Consider the following 15,765-nt stretch of genomic DNA (forward strand, 5'->3'; position numbering starts at 1 on the left):
TTTAATAATTAAAATGAATATTTGATTAACTCTGGTCCGATATGGCGTTTATGACAGCTATCTGGGTTTCTTCCCTGAATTCGCCCATAATTATATCTTCAATTATTTCTCGTAGTAATTCTTTGCTGATTTTATTTTCAGCAATCCATACCACAAAGTTTTCCATTTCCTGAATAAACAAGGAAATACAATGGTCATAGCCGTTTAATGATATAAAGAACGCGCTTAAAGCGATAGATGTTCTTTTGTTTCCATCATTGAAGGCATGGTTTTTGTTGATAGAGAAGCAAAGATGGGTAATTTTATCTAAGAATTCAGGATAATATAAGTCGTTTTTGATGTGTTCAAGTACGCTTTCCAAGATTCCAGAATTGAGTACTCCATGAGTCCCGCCGGATTCGGAAATTATATAATCATGGATTTCAATAGCATGCGTTATGTCAAGGTATAGAACTTTCATGTCTATTTGTCCTTGAGCCTTTTGAATACAGCAATATTTTCGTTAATACGTTCTTTGAGGTCTTTGCTTTTTTCGCCAAGGAAACGTTCGAAGTCACTTTCAGGAACGCTTTGAATGTAAGCTTCGAGCTTAGAGTGTAAAGCGTCTCTAAAGCAGAGATCTCTGCTGGCCATCTTTGTTCTTGCTTTAATAATTAATGGTTTGAATAGAGGTTGTTCTGCAAAACGGATGAATGTGGTGTTGGCCTCTTGTGCTGTGAGGGGGCGGCCAAGTTCGCCTGCCTTTGTTTCAAGTTCCGCAGCAAGTCCCGCCTCAAAGCTTGCTATAAGATCAAGTACTTCTGCATACAAGGTGTCCCGAACTTTTTCTTTGGCGGCCAAGTTTAATATCTTTTTGTATTCTTTAGCGTTTTCTTTAAAAATGCTTTCGTAAACCAAATTCGTATACTTCCCGTATTTCCATTTCGGAGCATGGATGTATTTGTCCACTGCGTCGGTAAATTGCTTTCGGTAGTTTTCTTCCTGAAATGCTGCGGGAAGATAGTCTTCATCTCTTTGGTTGATATATTTCGTTCGTCCACCTGATTTGTGAGCTATTGTGTCAATGACAATGCTTAATATTCTGCTTCTGATTATTTTTGCTTTTTCGCTTTCGGTCAGCAGCATTGCCAGGTTGAGCACTGATTTAAAGTTAAATATTCCAAGTGATTGAGCTGACTGACCGACATTTATGTCGGCCAGCTTTGATAAGTGTTTGAAATCTTTTAAACTTTTGCCTTTTAAGAGTGTATATCCATTCTTTTCGAGTTCTTCTCCATGGGTAGAAAGATACCTTTCGATAGTGCGAACATCCACTTCCAGAAAATCAGCCACCTGCTGTTTAAGAAATACAGGGCATCCTTTCCATTGAAAGCCGACTAGTCCTATAGTTTCCTGTAATTTTTCAATGGCGAACGGATTATTAAGGATGTTCTGTCTGTCTATGCTGGATTGGGTGAGTGATGTTATTTCAGCCATTGTTTTCTCGAATTGTTGAGCGTGAATAAGTTGTTCAAAATATAGATACTATTTTATTGTAAGTCCATAAAAGTAGAAATGGCTCCTGAACCTGTCTGTTCAGAAGCCATTTTTACTGGTTATTAGATTTATTTGGTTACTTCCCGTTCATCTTTTCCAGGACTTTATACAAGGCTTGAGTTCCTAGTTCTTCATACCCCAGAGCCATAGCTGAGATGTAGAACTGGTTGACCAGCGCCAGACCGGGCAGGGATAGATTCATCCTTTTGGCCTCATCAAGGGCGATGCCCATGTCTTTGACAAAATGCTTGATAAAGAATCCGGGATTGAAATCATCATCCGCAATGCGCCGTCCAAGGTTGTTGATGGACCATGACCCGGCAGCACCCGAACCGATTACGTCGATGACTTCATTGAGATCCATGCCGGCTTTGTAGGCATAGAGAAGGGATTCCACTACTCCGATCATGGTGCCGGCAATGAGGATCTGGTTGCACATTTTTGTGTGTTGACCTGCACCGGCTTTACCCATGAGCTGGATATTACTGCCTATTATTTCAAAGAGCGGGCTGACTTCGTCAAAAGTTTTCTGCTCACCGCCGACCATGATGGCGAGTGTAGCGTTACGTGCGCCGAGATCTCCGCCGGAAACAGGTGCATCAAGCGCGCCCACCCCTTTGGCTGCGGCTTCTTCGGCAATGCGTTCCGCCAAAGCTGGCTCGGAAGTAGTCATGTCGACAATTATTTTACCTGCGTCCACATTTGCCAGTACTCCGTTTTCGCCGAGAATGGTCTGTTCCACATCAACGGGATAACCGACAATGGTAAAGATTATATCCGCTTGTTTGGCAACTTCCGCCGGGGATTCGCACCATGTCGCGCCTTCGGCTACCAGTTCATCTGCCTTGGATTTGGTGCGGTTGTATACAAATGCTTCATTGCCGGCCGTGAGCAGGTGCATGCACATGGAACTGCCCATTACGCCTGTTCCGATCCATCCGATTTTTTTTGTCATGTTGTTTGTCCTCATAATTAAGCAGCTTAAACGATTAGGTATTCCAAAGAGACTTAGCTCTCCAATATTCTATTTATATAGTGCGTAAGCCGTAGCTCCGACCATGAGTACCACCATGGAAATGTTTACCGTATGGCGGACTATCGGTGAGCGCAGCATTTTTATAAACGATTCGCCTGCAAAGCACCACAGGGAGTGGAACAGGGCAGCGCCGCAGGTAAAGGTGCCCACAAAGATTATGATTTCCGTGATCCTGTTTGCGCCGGGATCTACAAATTGAGCGAAAGCCGATACAGTCATGGCATAGTGCTTAGGATTAAGCGGGTGCAGGGCCAGCCCTTCAACGAATTTAAACGCTTTCGGTTTTGCAGAAGACTCTGCCTGCATATTCAAAACTTTCCATGCAAGGTAGAGGATATATACCAATCCCCCGATTTTGAGCACAGATGATACCTGCGGGTAGGCTAAAAATAGTTTCGCCAGCCCCATTGCAGACAGAAAATCCATAATCATTCCGCCGATAATTACCCCGGAAAGAAATGGAATGGAGCGTTTGAAGCCTACAGTCTGGCCAAGAGCCATGGATGCGATGTTGCCCGGACCGGGGGTTCCGGTCATGACAATTACAAATATAAGGAAAGCCCAGAAATTTTCTTGCATTATTTTTTCTCCGTTAGCTTAAGCCCTTTTCCTTGCATCCCTTCCTAAGCCTTACCTCTTTGGGGTAATACTTTTAGTATCGGTAAAAAAGGGTTTAAGAATCCCTAAACCTTTTACAACGCTTCGCGTTTTTGTCTGGTTGGCTGGGGTTTATTTAATGAGTTTTGGACGTTGTCCGGACAACGTTCTACAAAGAATAGTGGATGTATTTGGTAAAGCAGTGGGATGATTGTGTGCTTTTCGTTGCGTAATTGTATTCATATGCTTGACATTGTGTGCAGTCAAAGGAATTATTGTCTGCATGACAAAATGGATACCGGAATTGGAAGAAACCACACGGCCCAAGTTCAAGCTGTTGGCCGATGCTATTGAGCGTGATGTTTATGCCGGGAAACTTAATCCCGGAGACAAGCTGCCCACCCACCGTGATCTGGCTGATGATCTGAAGATGAACGTGAGCACAGTGACCAGAGGTTACGCCGAGGCTGAAAAGCGTGGGCTCGTCTGCGGTACCGTGGGGCGGGGGACCTTCATTGCTTCCGATGCGATCACCTCGCCATCAATGGTTTCTTTTGAACCTTACGCACCGGGAATGATCGAACTGGGCATGGTCAACACCTTTTATGATCTGGACCCGGACATTCAGGAAGGTATGAAACGGCTGACCCGCCGCCGCAATTTGAATGCATTTTTGCGCTATACTGACCCACAGGGACTGCCGGAGCACCGTGAGGTAGGTGCAGAATGGGCAAAGCGCTATCGTCTGAATACATCTGCGGGTAACGTTCTTGTCTGTTCCGGGGCGCAGCATGCTTTGACCTGTTGCCTGAGCAGCCTGTTCAGGTCCGGTGACCGTATTGCCACTGATGCTCTGATTTATCCGGGCATGAAAACCCTTTCCAATATGCTCGGTATCAGGTTGGTTCCTGTTCCTATGGATGATCAGGGCATGATTCCGGAACAGCTGGACAGAATTTGTCGTCGTGAAAGGATCGCTGGGGTTTCATTAATGCCCGGCGTGCAGAACCCCACTTCCATCTGCATGCCTTTTGAGCGGCGGGAACAGATCGCCATGATCGCCTGTAACCATGACCTGACCATTATTGAAGACGATGCCTATGCTCTTACAGTGGAAAGTGATCTCCCCCCTGTTGCATCGCTTGCTCCGGAACGAAGTGTATTTATTGCCGGGGTTTCTAAATCAATTGCTGTTGGTTTGCGGGTTGCTTTCATGGTTGCGCAGGGTGAGAGGTTCAAGCATTTGGCTCATGCCATTCTTAATTCCGTGTGGATGACGCCGCCCCTTAACGCAGAACTGCTTTGCCAGTGGATAACGGACGGAACAGCGGATATAACCGTAAAGCTCAAACGACAGGCCGCATTTCATCGTTTTGAAGCGGTTAAGGATCTTTTGGGTGATATGGGACTGGGAGTTAATCCAAGCGGTTTTTTCCTTTGGCTTACCCTGCCTGAACCATGGAAAGGCTATATGGTCGAATCCCGCGCGCGCGAGGCAGGTCTGAATATTTTCGGAGCTGAAAAATTCGCCGTGGGCGGTGGTGTCGTTCCGTCCAACATCAGGCTTTCTCTGAGCGGCCCGAAGGATATTGCGGAATTGAGGAAGGGGTTGAAGATATTGAAAGAGGTTTTGGGGTAGGGTAAAGGGAGCCCGGTCTCCCCTTGCTATATATTATTTTTTTATTGTTTCTACGACAGCAGTTGCTTTACGTCTTTTTGCCACTTTAACAGGAATAAATTTTCCTGTTTTGGCACATCTTCCAATTTTTACAGTCTTTTTTGACATGGAAGCTCCTGGCTAGCCGATATTCCTATTGCACAACTTCCCCGCCACATGGTAGCTCTGACTTAGTTTACAGGCAGGCTTTCCGGGATGCTTTTGGGAAGCTTTTGTGCCAGCGACCCCGACTAGTTTATAGGTCGCTTTAGAAAGGCTCCCTCATTGCCGTGAAGGAGCCTTTTTAAGGTCTTAAGAATAGAATAGTTTTCTTACGTTTTTATGGCCTACATGTTTGGCAAGAAGTCGATAGTTGTTTTTCTCATATCTTATGCGTCCAGCGACAATTGCAGGGTTAATATCTGCTTCTCTTGATAATTTTATGACATCTTCTATTTTTGATGTTTGCTTTGCTTTAGATTTAATCCAAAGCTCATTCGGTATTAGTGCTTCTTGAGCAAGTGTGTCTGCTTCTATTTCTTTTTCGTTAAGAGCAGAATTGACATCTAAATCATCAATTATGCAATCATCTTGAGTTAACAAGTGATTAAGGCATAAATGAGATAATTCATGCATAAGTGTAAACCAGAAGTTATCTGTTCTATCGTATCTTATGCTCATCCCAATTACAGGGGTATCTTGGTTATCGAATAAAACGACAGCATCAACATACGTTTTTTTTAGATGTGGTACAGTGACGAGTTTGATTCCTTTGCTTAGCAAATATTCTTGTACAACTATTGGTCCCTTTGATGTTACGCTTAAATGTGCAATTTTTCTCAAAAAAGAGATGTCTAGTTCTTTTTGGTTATACTTTCCGTTGAGTTTTTTTTGCTTTGATTCAGCTAAAACTTTTAAAACCCATGCCTGAATTGCAAATGGATCGTCTTTAGCATTTCTACGAGATCCTTGACGAAAGCAACTTTGCGTAGTGAACAGGCTTTCTTTGCCTGCCTGAGTTGCAAGCTCGCGTATAATTTCTTCTTGCTGGGTTTTGGGATCAAAGCCAAGGATCCATTCCCGGGATACAATTTCGTTCACTGGAAATTGATTCCAGTTTATATCTTGACCATCTTCAGGGAATGTTCCGTCTTCTTGAATCAATATCTCTGCAGGAATTGATAAACCAATGTGCAGAGCTCTAATCATAGAAAGTGTTAAGTTGCGTTTTCCGTTTAATACTTCGGAGACTTTTGATTTGCTCCCAATATATGGGATTAAGTCTGCCTGTTTGAGGCCTCGTTCATCCATTACAAATTTAATAGCTTCAATGGGTGAAGGAGGCGGTACTGGATGGTTTCTTTCTTCATAAACAGTGACTAGAGTCAGTAGGACATCTAGTTCATTTCCTTCGGGGGTGCCGGGCGCAGCTCCCCAAAGAGTCTCTATACGCTCGAGGGCGAATTCATAATCGCCTTCTGTATTAACAGGGCGGATACTCATGTTTCACCTCCAAAGGGTTAATTTTATCATATTCTTTGTGTCTGCCGAACCATTTTACGTAGGCTTGCTGTCGTGTGAAGTCGACATTGACAATTAATCTGAAATTATTGCCTTTAATATTAAAAACAATAATACCATCTGCAATTAGGTCTGCTGATCGAAAGACATCCTTTAATTCCATAAAATGGTTGAAGGTATGCTTCCTCATGATACCTACCCATGTGCGAAGAGCTTGATCTGCTTCTGGGTAGCACTCTCGATAAGCGTTAATTGTTTTTGTTGCTATGACGTTCACAAATACAAACTAAGTTCCCTTTTTGGGAATGTCAAGAGAGTTCCCAAAAAAGGATAATCCTCACGATGAAGATTTTAATCTCTTGCCATTATCCACAGTCCCTGTGTAACTTCTTTACTTATGGGACACATAATAGGAAAAGATATCTATCGTCAGTTGGGTGACAAAGTAGACGGTACCACCGTGCGCATGCCGTGGTCTGATTCCATGCGTGAAATGCTCACGGCACTGTATTCCCCTGCGGAAGCGGAGTTGATTGTTCGTATGCCTTACCGCCCCTCTTCTCTTGAACGTATTTCAAAGTTAACCGGTATTGACGAACACACATTGCGTAACATGCTTGAATCCATGTGCCATAAAGGGTTGGTTTGCGACCTTTGGGAGCAGGACCGCTATCTTTATATGATCAGTCCCTTTGTCATCGGTTTTTTCGAATTCACAATGATGCGCACCAAGGGCGAGCTTGATTCTGCAAAATGGGCCGAGCTGTTCCATAATTATATGTTCGGGGATAAGAGTTTCTTAGATGCCAATTTCGGAAACGGTGAACAGGTCTCAGTTATGCGCGCCCTGCCACACGAAGGGACCATCCGCAATGTGGATCATGTGGAGGTGCTTGATTATGAAAAGGCTTCCGCACTGATCGCTCAGCAGGACCGTTTTGCAGTCGGTCTTTGTTCCTGCCGCCATGAGAAAATGCATCTCGGGGAACAGAAATGCGGCATCGACCTCGAAACCTGTACTTCCATGGGTGATGCCGCCGATTTCCTTATCCGCAACAATTTTGCGCGTGAGATATGCCGTTCGGAAATGGATGATATCATGGCCCGTTCTCGGGAACTGGGCTTTACTCTGACCAGCGATAATGTCCGTGAGAATGTCGGGTTCCTGTGTCATTGCTGTGGCTGCTGCTGCAACCTGATGAACGGCATCAAATATTCCGGCTATCCGGGAGTCGTTGTTTCCTCCACCTTCATTGCTGAAATTGAGCTTGCGGACTGCAACGGCTGCGGAAAATGCGCCCGGGCCTGTCCCATTGAAGCCATCTCTATCAAAAAAGAAAATATTCCCGGATCGGATAAGCCGCGCCGTTATGCTGAGATCAACAAGGAAATTTGTCTCGGCTGCGGGGTTTGTGCCCTTAAATGCCCTACAGGGGCTATGCAGATGGATAAACGCGAACAACGGGTTATTCATCCTGAAGACAGTTTTGAGCGGGTTATTTTACAATCCCTTGAGCGCGGAACCCTACAGAATTTGATTTTCGACAACCCCAACAGCCGTAGTGAAGATTTCATGCGTTCCCTGCTGGGGGGATTCCTGAAACTTTCCCCGGTAAAGAAAAGTTTGATGGGTGACAAGTTGCGGTCTCGTTTTCTTGGAGTTTTGCGTAAGGCTACTTCCTCATAAATATTTTCCCGTTTTTCTTTTTCCTGTACCCCGTTCGTAACTTTATGGCTTGCTGTAAGGTGATATTCTGATATTATTGTCCCTGTATCTTTTCCGGGTATGCGTTTCCATTTCACAAACGAAATTTTCTGTTTTCCATTTAGCCGTTCTACCCGAATATTTTTTTATTGAATAAATTTTCTATTCGTCCTTGATGTAGAATCATTTATTTGTAATGCTTTTCAATAGTTTTTTTCTTATTTATTTTGTGAATAATTGGCGGGTGCTTGCTCGCAACAAATACGAAAAAAATTTTCATAAACGAAAATCATTTAGCAACAAAAAACATAAAAATGTAAGAAAGTGGTCATTTTTTACATGCAATATGTTTTCAAATCTGTTAGAAAGCAATTAACCAAGAACTTGATACGCAGGTCCGCGCTTTAAGCGGTCCTTTCGGTTAAACATAAACAAGGCAGGTATGAGAAATGGGTGTAACCAGACTCTACAAAGCAATTTTTGAAATTACCAGAGCTGTCAACTCCAGCCTGGAGCCGGAAAAAGTTCTTCACAGCATTGCCGAGAAAGTGGCAACTGAAATGGAACTGAAAGGTTGTTTTATCAGACTTCTTGATCGCAAGGGCGAAACTCTGCTCGCAGACGCATCTTACGGTCTGAGTGAGCGCTACGAAAAAAAAGGTCCTGTTGAGGTTTCCAAAAGCCGTTTGGATCAGGAAGTTCTCAAAGGTAAAATCGTATCCATCGCAGATGTAAGAAAAGACGACCGCTTCCAGTATCCTGAAGAAGCAGCTCAGGAAGGTCTCTGCTCCCTCGTAGTTCTTCCTCTTACTGCCCGCGGTCAAAAAGTAATCGGTGTTCTGCGTGTATACTCCGCCGAACTCCGTGAATTTTCCGAAGAAGAACTGGACTTCCTCAAGTGCGTTGCCGACCTTTCCGGTCTCGCTCTTGAAAATGCCCGTATGTACAGCGCACTGAAGCGTGCAAGCGAATTGGCAAACGATTACATTTACCGCGTCGACGATCTGTAGGGCGCGTGAGCATAAAGGAATTTTAATATGAGCAAAGTAAGAGTAGGTATTAACGGTTTCGGCCGTATCGGCCGTCAGGTTGTGAAGACTATCTGGGAAAGACATCGTGACACTGTTGAGGTTGTTGCAGTCAACGACCTCTTCGACATCAACACCAACGCTGCCCTTTTCGCACGCGACACCAACTACGGTAAATTCCCTGCAGAAGTAAAAGTGGAAGGCTCCACCATGTATGTCGGTTCCGACTTCGTGATCAAGAACTTCGCAGAGCGTGATCCCCGCCAGATTCCCTGGGGTGAGTGCGGTGTGGATATCGTTATCGAGTGTACCGGTATTTTCAGAACCGGACCCACCGCTGCCCAGCATCTTGAAGGCGGCGCTAAAAAAGTTGTTATTTCCGCTCCTGCCAAGGAAGAGGACATCACCGTTGTAATGGGTGTTAACCATAAGGATTACGATCCCGCAAAACACACCATTATCTCCAATGCTTCCTGCACCACCAACTGCCTCGCGCCAATCGTTAAGACCATGCACGAGAAGTTCGGTATTGAGAAAGGTGTGATGACCACCGTTCACGCATACACCAACGACCAGCGTATTCTCGACCAGCCTCATAAGGACCTGCGTCGTGCCCGCGCTGCAGCATGCAACATGATCCCCACCTCCACCGGTGCGGCTAAAGCTGTTGCTCTCGTAATCCCCGAAATGGCAGGCCGTTTCGAAGGTTACTCCGTGCGTGTTCCCACACCCACTGTATCCCTTGTCGACTTCGTTGCAGTGCTCAAAACCGACACTACCACCGAAGAACTCAAGGCTACTCTGAAAGCCGCAGCAGAAGGCGAACTCAAGGGCATCATGGGCTACTCCGAAGCTCCCCTTGTTTCCTCCGACTTCCTCGCCGATCCCCATTCCGGTATCGTCGAAGCGGACTTCACCGTTGTACAGGGCGGCAACCTTGCTAAGGTTTACGCATGGTACGACAACGAATGGGGATACTCCTGCCGTCTGGCAGACCTCATCGACTACATGGCTAAATGCGGTATCTAATACTGCCTTGAGCTGATTACGCATTAAATTACCGGCAGCGGTTCGGGAAGTTTCCGCTGTCGGTTTTAAACCCTTTCTCCTGAAAAGGGTTTGAACTTCCCGAAGTTCGTCCGGGTTGTGGATGAACCCGGATTGAATACTGAGATTCTTAAGATTGCCAAAAACGGGCGGCCTGTTAACCACAGACAGGTCGCCCGTTTTTTGTTTTTTATGCCACTATATGTACGTAAATTTTTGCACGCTTAACACACTACTTATAGCATTAAACAAAACAGGCCGTTCCGTACCCCACGGGACGGCTTCTCATTATATTCCCCAGCCGGATATTTACCGCTGTAATACACGTATTGCTTGTATGGCCGCTGACCTTGGGCTGGATGGATAAATACAAATAATCCGGTCTTGAGTCATCCTCCCTGTTGGGATACAATGTATCCCAACAGGGAGGGTAATATGGCTACAAAACAAATATCAATCCGTACAAGCCCGGATTTAATAGTAAAATTAGACGCGCTGGCGAATGCCACAAAAAGAACAAGATCTCATCTGGTAAATCAGGCCATGGAAGAATTTGTTGCCCGCGAAGCATGGCAGATAACTGAAATTGAAAAAGCTTTAAAGGAAGCTGATGCAGGTGATTTTGCTACTGAATCAGAGCTTGCCGTCATGGATGACAAGTGGATGAGAAATGCGCGTTAAATGGCTAAGAGGTGCAATACGGGATCTTGACGCGGAGGCATCATATTTGGCGAATGAAGATATGGATTTGGCCGTTAAGACATATTCCCACATACGTGAAAAAGGAGATTTACTTGGTAATTTTCCACAAAAAGGACGTCCCGGTAGAGTTACCGGAACTAGGGAACTGGTGCTTGACAGGTATCCATACATCGTACCTTACCGTGTAAAAGACGATGTGGTGGAAATCCTGCGTGTTTTTCATACAAGTCGAAAATTGCCCAAGAAATGGGATACCGTTTGATCATTCGGTCTTGATAGCTCCCCTAATACCGCTACCAAATACATAGAACGCACATAAGCCCTGCAGGGCAACCGGCGACAATAATTTTTCAAGGGCGGACCTGAATCACCTGATTCAGGTCCGCCCTTGTTGTTATTTTCGACTCCTGTGTTTGTAGATTTGTTTATTAAATCAATATTTAACAGGAGACTTTAAGGGTGAAGGTAGTAAATTCGAAAGTTGGCAATTTCTTAAAGGGGCAAAGTGATGAAGGCTTGCTCGGGTCTGAAAAAGAGCCGGGCATGAGCCCTGAACTGAAGAAACTGGCTGCCCGGGAAGGTGTTGATCCGGTACTGGTTCAGCGTGCACGGGACAGGGAAGAGGAAGAGCGTGATTTAAGGGTGCTGGATGCCTACAACAGTTTTGAGAGCGGGCTGCAGGAGATACTGCTCGACCCCGAGTCCGGATTGATGTTGCTGCGTGCGGGGGAAGCACAGTCAGCGGTTTTTAAAGTTAATGATTATTTTACGGAAGAGGGCGGCAGATTGCGTGATGAATTGCCGGATGATGAATGCCGGACCAGGTTCATGGATATCCTTGAGTCGAGGCGCAGGACTGCGGTGGATGCGGTGGCCCGGCATCAGAGTCAGGAATACCAGAACTGGAAAGAGAGCACTGCTGCGAAAACCATCGACTCTGTGCTCAAGGGAGTGAATATCTGCCCGAATGCAGCTTCTCTTTCGTATGGTGAGCGGTTGCTGGAAGGGGCAGTTCTGCGGCTTTACCGGGGCAGTAATCCCGAACTTCTTCAGCTAAGGTTAATCACTGCCAAGCAGTCCATGTATGCCGGGGCGCTGGAATCCATCGGCGAAAAAGATCCCGTCAGTGCTTTGATTATGACCGAGAGCTGGAAAGAGCAGTTGGGAGCAGAGCATTATGAATTCCTTCATGAAATGTTTGAACCTCAGGCCCGAAACCAGCATATGAAGCAGGAATTTCATTTATTGCGAAACATGGAAGATGAACAGCTTGAAGCTGAGCTGCATGATTTGAAGGATGATGATATGCGCCGTGAACTTGCGGAAATGATCCGGGCTGATCGTGAGTTGCGCAGAAAGGTGGAGGAGCAGGCCGAAGAAGAGCGCATGAATCTGATCTGCCGGGAATTGTTCAAAAGGTTTGTAGATGGTGTGCTCAGTGTGGAAGATATCCTTGATTCCGGTCTAAAGGCCGAGTTGCGCTCCATGTGGCTGGGAATTTTCAGCCGCAAGGGAGTGAAAGGCAGTGATGAAGCACTGATCAAGGTAGTTGCAGGGGTAATCGATGATGAAATCAGCGAGGAGTACCAGATATACGGAGCCGTTCTTGATGGGCTGGGCGAGGTGGATGCCGCACTGTTGGCTGCCCTGTTTATGTTTAAGGATAATCCCGAATCCCGGCTTGTGGTAAACGGTTTGCGGGAGATAGGTGCGCGTAGTGAAGCTGTTTCTGCTGATCAGCGTGATCAGGCTGCGGCAATCCGCGATTTCATTCACCGGGTGGCAGCACTGATCGGTAAGGGCGAACCTTTCAGCGTGATCAAGGTGTGTAATGAGATAATAGCAGACCATTTCGCCAATGGGCTGGCTGTAAAAGAGATTGAAACCGGGCAGCGGAAAGTTTCTGAACACGAATCTTCAGCAGTAATGGAATCCGGGCAAACAGCGGATGAGCTGAATAAACCAGAGTCAGTGGATGAAGCTGGAGATGTTGCGGTTGAAAATGAACCGGCAGCGGAAAATGGCAGGGATCAGCCTTGCAAAAACAATGATGAAGAGTATCATGACGTGGAATCTTAAAATACTGGAGCCCCCATGCGTCGCCTGATTCTATCTTTTGTGTTCTTCGTTTTCTTTGCCGGATGTGTACAGAGCAATATCCCTGATTCAGTACATTATCTTACCCCGCTACCGAAATCCGTGGTGCAGGTGGATGATGTGCAGCTTGCTTACCGTACCTTCGGCGAAGGTTCGCCCCTGCTCATGGTCATGGGCTTTGCCGGGACAATGGACATCTGGGATGCCGGGCTGGTCCGCGAGCTTTCAAAAGAGCATACGGTAATTATTTTTGATAACCGGGGCATGGGCGGTTCCTCCAATGGAACCGAGGAAATATCCGTTACCCGCATGGCGGCGGACAGTGCCGGACTGCTGCGCGTACTGGGCTATCCGCAGGCTGATATATTAGGGTGGTCCATGGGCGGGCTTGTCGCACAGGAACTGGCCCTGCATTATCCTGAAAAGGTTGATAAGCTGGTTCTGCTGGGAACATCATGTGCCGCAGAGCCTGTGGCGGAAATTACCCGCAGGTTGCTAAAGATGGATGTAAAGGAATTGCTGACCCATTTCTTTCCGCATGGTTGGACTGAGAAATACCCGCAGGCTTATGAGAAGCTTCCGCGTCCAGCAAGTGCGCCCGATCCGGCAATTGTGCAGGCTCAGGCCGATGCCATGATAGTCTGGCCGGGGTGTTGCTCAAGGCTTTCTTCCTTGGATAAACCTGTGCTGGTTATTTCCGGGCTGGATGATGATATTCTGCCGGAAAGGTTAGGCGTTGAAATAACGGAGCAGGTGAAAGGAAGCTGGCTGGTACGCTATAAAAATGCAACCCACTGGCTTATGTATCAGGACCCGGTAGGACTTGGGAGAACTGTGAATAATTTTCTTGGGGCTAATCAGGATTTGATGCCTCAATAAAATTTCCGACACTCAAATTAGAAATTAATATCCCGGAATATTTTAAAATATTCCGGGATTGTTTTTGTCTATGACGTCCTAACGAGCTATATGCGAAGCTTGTTAAAAAAGTTTGGGATTCTTAAACCCTTTTCAAAGGGTTTAAGGCCCCCGGCAGGGCCCCCGGAGGCATTTACCAAATATTTTTAGTCTCTATTTTGCTGCCAGAAAAAAGTCTGGTGAAATCATCGAAAGCGGTCAGAGCTGCGGCTGCGCCCTGCCCGGTAGCGGTGATGATCTGGCGTACGCCTCCGGTCACGTCTCCGGCAGCGTAGACCCTTTCCACGCTGGTGCGCTGGGTGGGGTCGACCTTGATGAATCCGTCTTCGCGCAGTTCACAGCCCAGCTTTTCAGCCAGTTCGGTATTGGCGGTATGGCCGATGGCCACAAACACCACGTCGGTGTCCTTGATGAGCTCAGTGCCGTCCTTTTTGAGAATACGAGCTGACTCCACCTGATCTTCGCCGATGACTTCGGTAAGCTGAGAATCCCATATGACTTCAATGCCTTCGCGCTCTACGGAATCCTGAAGGACTTTTTCGGCTCTGAACTGGTCTCGCCGATGGACAATGGTTGTCTCAATTCCCAAGTGATTCAGATGCAGGGCATCGGTAAGCGCTGTATTGCCCCCGCCGACCACAATGGCCTTGCCGCCCTTGTAAAAGTTTCCGTCACAGGTCGCGCAATAACTTACTCCGTGACCGTAGAATTTGTCTTCACCCGGAACACCGAGCATGCGTACATTAACACCCGTGGCTAGGAGGATGCCCTTGGCCCGGTATTTTTTTTCGTCAGTGGTGATTTCGATGCGCGGACCGTATTTGACCTCCTTGACCTCGGAGAATTGCTGAATATCAGTGTACTCTCGGGCATGGGAGCCGAGTATTTCCACCAGCTCAAAGCCTTGAATATTGGTGAAACCGGGGTAGTTTTCAACCTTGGGAGTCAGGGCAACCTGTCCGCCTATCCCCTGCTTTTCAAGAATGATACAGCTCAGCCCGCTGCGTTTGGCGTAAATTCCGGCACTCATTCCGGCTGGTCCGCCACCTACGATTACAAGGTCGATATCTTCATATGGTAACTCACTGTCCTTTTGGGATTTTGCAGCGCGCTGTTCTTTTATCACTTCATCAATGGGCTTGAGGAAAAGCAGTTGGAGCATGAATTTTTCTTCCGGTTCCAGTCCGGTGAAGGTGGCTTCCTCGTTGATGTTTGTGTGCGGCACAGAGCCGACATTATATTCACGGGCCATATTTTCATTGTCGAGGGTGGAAATATTCCAAGCTGAAATCTTGTCCGGTCTGGCAACAGCGGCCTTGAATGCGTTGATGGCCTGCCCGGGGCAATAAGGACAGGTAGGGCTTGCAAAAATTTTTATCTGCCGTTCTTCGTTCAGCGGCTCAAGTGTTTTTTTTGTGGAATCTGAAATTGCGTCAATACCCATGGAGGCCAGATTGAGTGCTTCAACCAATGCCCGTCCTTCTTCGCCTGCCGGAGCACCCAGGAAACGGATATCGTATTCGTCAGGAGAAATGAGCACGGTGGGGGTGGCTATGATCTTACGCTTTTCTGCCATCTCACTGTCTGCAGCATATTCGCGTAACTCAATTTTATCACTCAGCACATTGAAAGCACGGCAGATGTTCAGGGTGAATTCATTGTATTCTCTGTGTTCACCTTCAGCAGTATATACTTCTATGGTCACTGTCCGTTTAAATCCGGCAAAAAGTTTTTCAAGGTATTCGAGGCTTTCTTGGGGTATGAAGTTACGGTATTTTTCTTCAGCGCTAAGTGTGCTCATGGTCTCTCTCCTTATCAGCAATGATAGTAATGCTTATTTCAATATGACTTATTTTAAGGGTTCGGAAAAGGTTTTTCCAAAATATAAAGCTGAGAATTATCAGTAATAATTACTGAAAGC

At 46.3% G+C, this 15,765-nt stretch carries 15 protein-coding genes; 8 read left to right on the forward strand and 7 right to left on the reverse strand.

Going from position 1 to position 15,765, the window contains the following annotated elements:
* Positions 1-25: 25 nt before the first annotated feature.
* The 4 genes from ACKU41_RS12335 to ACKU41_RS12350 all read right to left on the reverse strand — a co-directional run bounded on the left by ACKU41_RS12335 (position 26) and on the right by ACKU41_RS12350 (position 3,151).
* Positions 26-460 carry a type II toxin-antitoxin system death-on-curing family toxin gene (locus ACKU41_RS12335; protein ID WP_321401169.1) on the reverse strand — a complete coding sequence of 145 codons (435 nt, stop codon included), beginning with the start codon at positions 458-460 and terminating at the stop codon, positions 26-28.
* Between the two features lie 2 nt (positions 461-462).
* The gene (locus ACKU41_RS12340) at positions 463-1,476 is read right to left on the reverse strand and encodes a DNA-binding protein (RefSeq protein ID WP_321401171.1); all 1,014 of its coding nucleotides are present in this window, start codon (positions 1,474-1,476) and stop codon (positions 463-465) included.
* 136 nt (positions 1,477-1,612) lie between these two features.
* Complete coding sequence (locus ACKU41_RS12345) at positions 1,613-2,491, reverse strand: NAD(P)-dependent oxidoreductase (protein WP_321401173.1); 879 nt, start codon at positions 2,489-2,491, stop codon at positions 1,613-1,615.
* Positions 2,492-2,560: 69 nt separating this feature from the next.
* The gene (locus tag ACKU41_RS12350) at positions 2,561-3,151 is read right to left on the reverse strand and encodes a LysE family translocator (protein ID WP_321401175.1); all 591 of its coding nucleotides are present in this window, start codon (positions 3,149-3,151) and stop codon (positions 2,561-2,563) included.
* A 301-nt stretch (positions 3,152-3,452) separates the two neighbouring features.
* Between ACKU41_RS12350 and ACKU41_RS12355 the strand changes: the two genes are divergently transcribed.
* Entirely contained in the window at positions 3,453-4,808 is a 1,356-nt protein-coding gene (locus ACKU41_RS12355) for a PLP-dependent aminotransferase family protein (RefSeq protein ID WP_321401177.1), read from the forward strand.
* A 330-nt stretch (positions 4,809-5,138) separates the two neighbouring features.
* On the opposite strand, the gene ACKU41_RS12360 is transcribed toward ACKU41_RS12355, so the two are convergent.
* Positions 5,139-6,329: an ImmA/IrrE family metallo-endopeptidase gene (locus ACKU41_RS12360; RefSeq protein WP_321401179.1), complete on the reverse strand. Its 1,191-nt coding sequence runs from the start codon at positions 6,327-6,329 to the stop codon at positions 5,139-5,141.
* Positions 6,310-6,537: a type II toxin-antitoxin system HigB family toxin gene (locus tag ACKU41_RS12365; protein ID WP_407944431.1), complete on the reverse strand. Its 228-nt coding sequence runs from the start codon at positions 6,535-6,537 to the stop codon at positions 6,310-6,312. Before ACKU41_RS12365 ends, ACKU41_RS12360 begins: the two co-directional genes overlap by 20 nt.
* A 207-nt stretch (positions 6,538-6,744) precedes the next feature.
* On the opposite strand from ACKU41_RS12365, the gene ACKU41_RS12370 reads away from it, so the two are divergent.
* The 7 genes from ACKU41_RS12370 to ACKU41_RS12400 all read left to right on the forward strand — a co-directional run bounded on the left by ACKU41_RS12370 (position 6,745) and on the right by ACKU41_RS12400 (position 13,805).
* The gene (locus ACKU41_RS12370; protein ID WP_321401181.1) at positions 6,745-8,034 is read left to right on the forward strand and encodes a 4Fe-4S dicluster domain-containing protein; all 1,290 of its coding nucleotides are present in this window, start codon (positions 6,745-6,747) and stop codon (positions 8,032-8,034) included.
* Positions 8,035-8,501: 467 nt separating this feature from the next.
* Positions 8,502-9,062 carry a GAF domain-containing protein gene (locus ACKU41_RS12375; protein WP_319777684.1) on the forward strand — a complete coding sequence of 187 codons (561 nt, stop codon included), beginning with the start codon at positions 8,502-8,504 and terminating at the stop codon, positions 9,060-9,062.
* A 27-nt stretch (positions 9,063-9,089) separates the two neighbouring features.
* Complete coding sequence (gap, locus tag ACKU41_RS12380; RefSeq protein ID WP_319777685.1) at positions 9,090-10,109, forward strand: type I glyceraldehyde-3-phosphate dehydrogenase; 1,020 nt, start codon at positions 9,090-9,092, stop codon at positions 10,107-10,109.
* Between the two features lie 453 nt (positions 10,110-10,562).
* The gene (locus ACKU41_RS12385; RefSeq protein WP_319777686.1) at positions 10,563-10,808 is read left to right on the forward strand and encodes a CopG family transcriptional regulator; all 246 of its coding nucleotides are present in this window, start codon (positions 10,563-10,565) and stop codon (positions 10,806-10,808) included.
* 46 nt (positions 10,809-10,854) lie between these two features.
* Positions 10,855-11,091, forward strand: coding sequence for a type II toxin-antitoxin system RelE/ParE family toxin (locus tag ACKU41_RS12390; protein ID WP_319777687.1), 237 nt, complete (start codon positions 10,855-10,857; stop codon positions 11,089-11,091).
* Positions 11,092-11,288: 197 nt separating this feature from the next.
* Positions 11,289-12,908, forward strand: a complete 1,620-nt coding sequence (locus ACKU41_RS12395; RefSeq protein ID WP_321401185.1) for a hypothetical protein — start codon at positions 11,289-11,291, stop codon at positions 12,906-12,908.
* A gap of 15 nt (positions 12,909-12,923) precedes the next feature.
* Positions 12,924-13,805 (forward strand): alpha/beta hydrolase, encoded by an 882-nt coding sequence (locus ACKU41_RS12400; RefSeq protein ID WP_321401187.1) that lies wholly within the window; start codon positions 12,924-12,926, stop codon positions 13,803-13,805.
* A 172-nt stretch (positions 13,806-13,977) separates the two neighbouring features.
* On the opposite strand, the gene ACKU41_RS12405 is transcribed toward ACKU41_RS12400, so the two are convergent.
* Positions 13,978-15,645 carry an FAD-dependent oxidoreductase gene (locus tag ACKU41_RS12405; protein WP_321401189.1) on the reverse strand — a complete coding sequence of 556 codons (1,668 nt, stop codon included), beginning with the start codon at positions 15,643-15,645 and terminating at the stop codon, positions 13,978-13,980.
* Positions 15,646-15,765: the final 120 nt, after the last annotated feature.

This window comes from Maridesulfovibrio sp. (genome assembly GCF_963678865.1).
GTDB lineage: Bacteria > Desulfobacterota > Desulfovibrionia > Desulfovibrionales > Desulfovibrionaceae > Maridesulfovibrio.

Bases quoted from the DNA above. Each gene is read 5' to 3' on its own strand.
- ACKU41_RS12335 (WP_321401169.1), bottom strand. From the start codon at position 460: ATGAAAGTTCTATACCTTGACATAACGCATGCTATTGAAATCCATGAT.
- ACKU41_RS12340 (WP_321401171.1), bottom strand. From the start codon at position 1,476: ATGGCTGAAATAACATCACTCACCCAATCCAGCATAGACAGACAGAAC.
- ACKU41_RS12345 (WP_321401173.1), bottom strand. From the start codon at position 2,491: ATGACAAAAAAAATCGGATGGATCGGAACAGGCGTAATGGGCAGTTCC.
- ACKU41_RS12350 (WP_321401175.1), bottom strand. From the start codon at position 3,151: ATGCAAGAAAATTTCTGGGCTTTCCTTATATTTGTAATTGTCATGACC.
- ACKU41_RS12355 (WP_321401177.1), top strand. From the start codon at position 3,453: ATGACAAAATGGATACCGGAATTGGAAGAAACCACACGGCCCAAGTTC.
- ACKU41_RS12360 (WP_321401179.1), bottom strand. From the start codon at position 6,329: ATGAGTATCCGCCCTGTTAATACAGAAGGCGATTATGAATTCGCCCTC.
- ACKU41_RS12365 (WP_407944431.1), bottom strand. From the start codon at position 6,537: ATGAGGAAGCATACCTTCAACCATTTTATGGAATTAAAGGATGTCTTT.
- ACKU41_RS12370 (WP_321401181.1), top strand. From the start codon at position 6,745: ATGGGACACATAATAGGAAAAGATATCTATCGTCAGTTGGGTGACAAA.
- ACKU41_RS12375 (WP_319777684.1), top strand. From the start codon at position 8,502: ATGGGTGTAACCAGACTCTACAAAGCAATTTTTGAAATTACCAGAGCT.
- gap (WP_319777685.1), top strand. From the start codon at position 9,090: ATGAGCAAAGTAAGAGTAGGTATTAACGGTTTCGGCCGTATCGGCCGT.
- ACKU41_RS12385 (WP_319777686.1), top strand. From the start codon at position 10,563: ATGGCTACAAAACAAATATCAATCCGTACAAGCCCGGATTTAATAGTA.
- ACKU41_RS12400 (WP_321401187.1), top strand. From the start codon at position 12,924: ATGCGTCGCCTGATTCTATCTTTTGTGTTCTTCGTTTTCTTTGCCGGA.
- ACKU41_RS12405 (WP_321401189.1), bottom strand. From the start codon at position 15,645: ATGAGCACACTTAGCGCTGAAGAAAAATACCGTAACTTCATACCCCAA.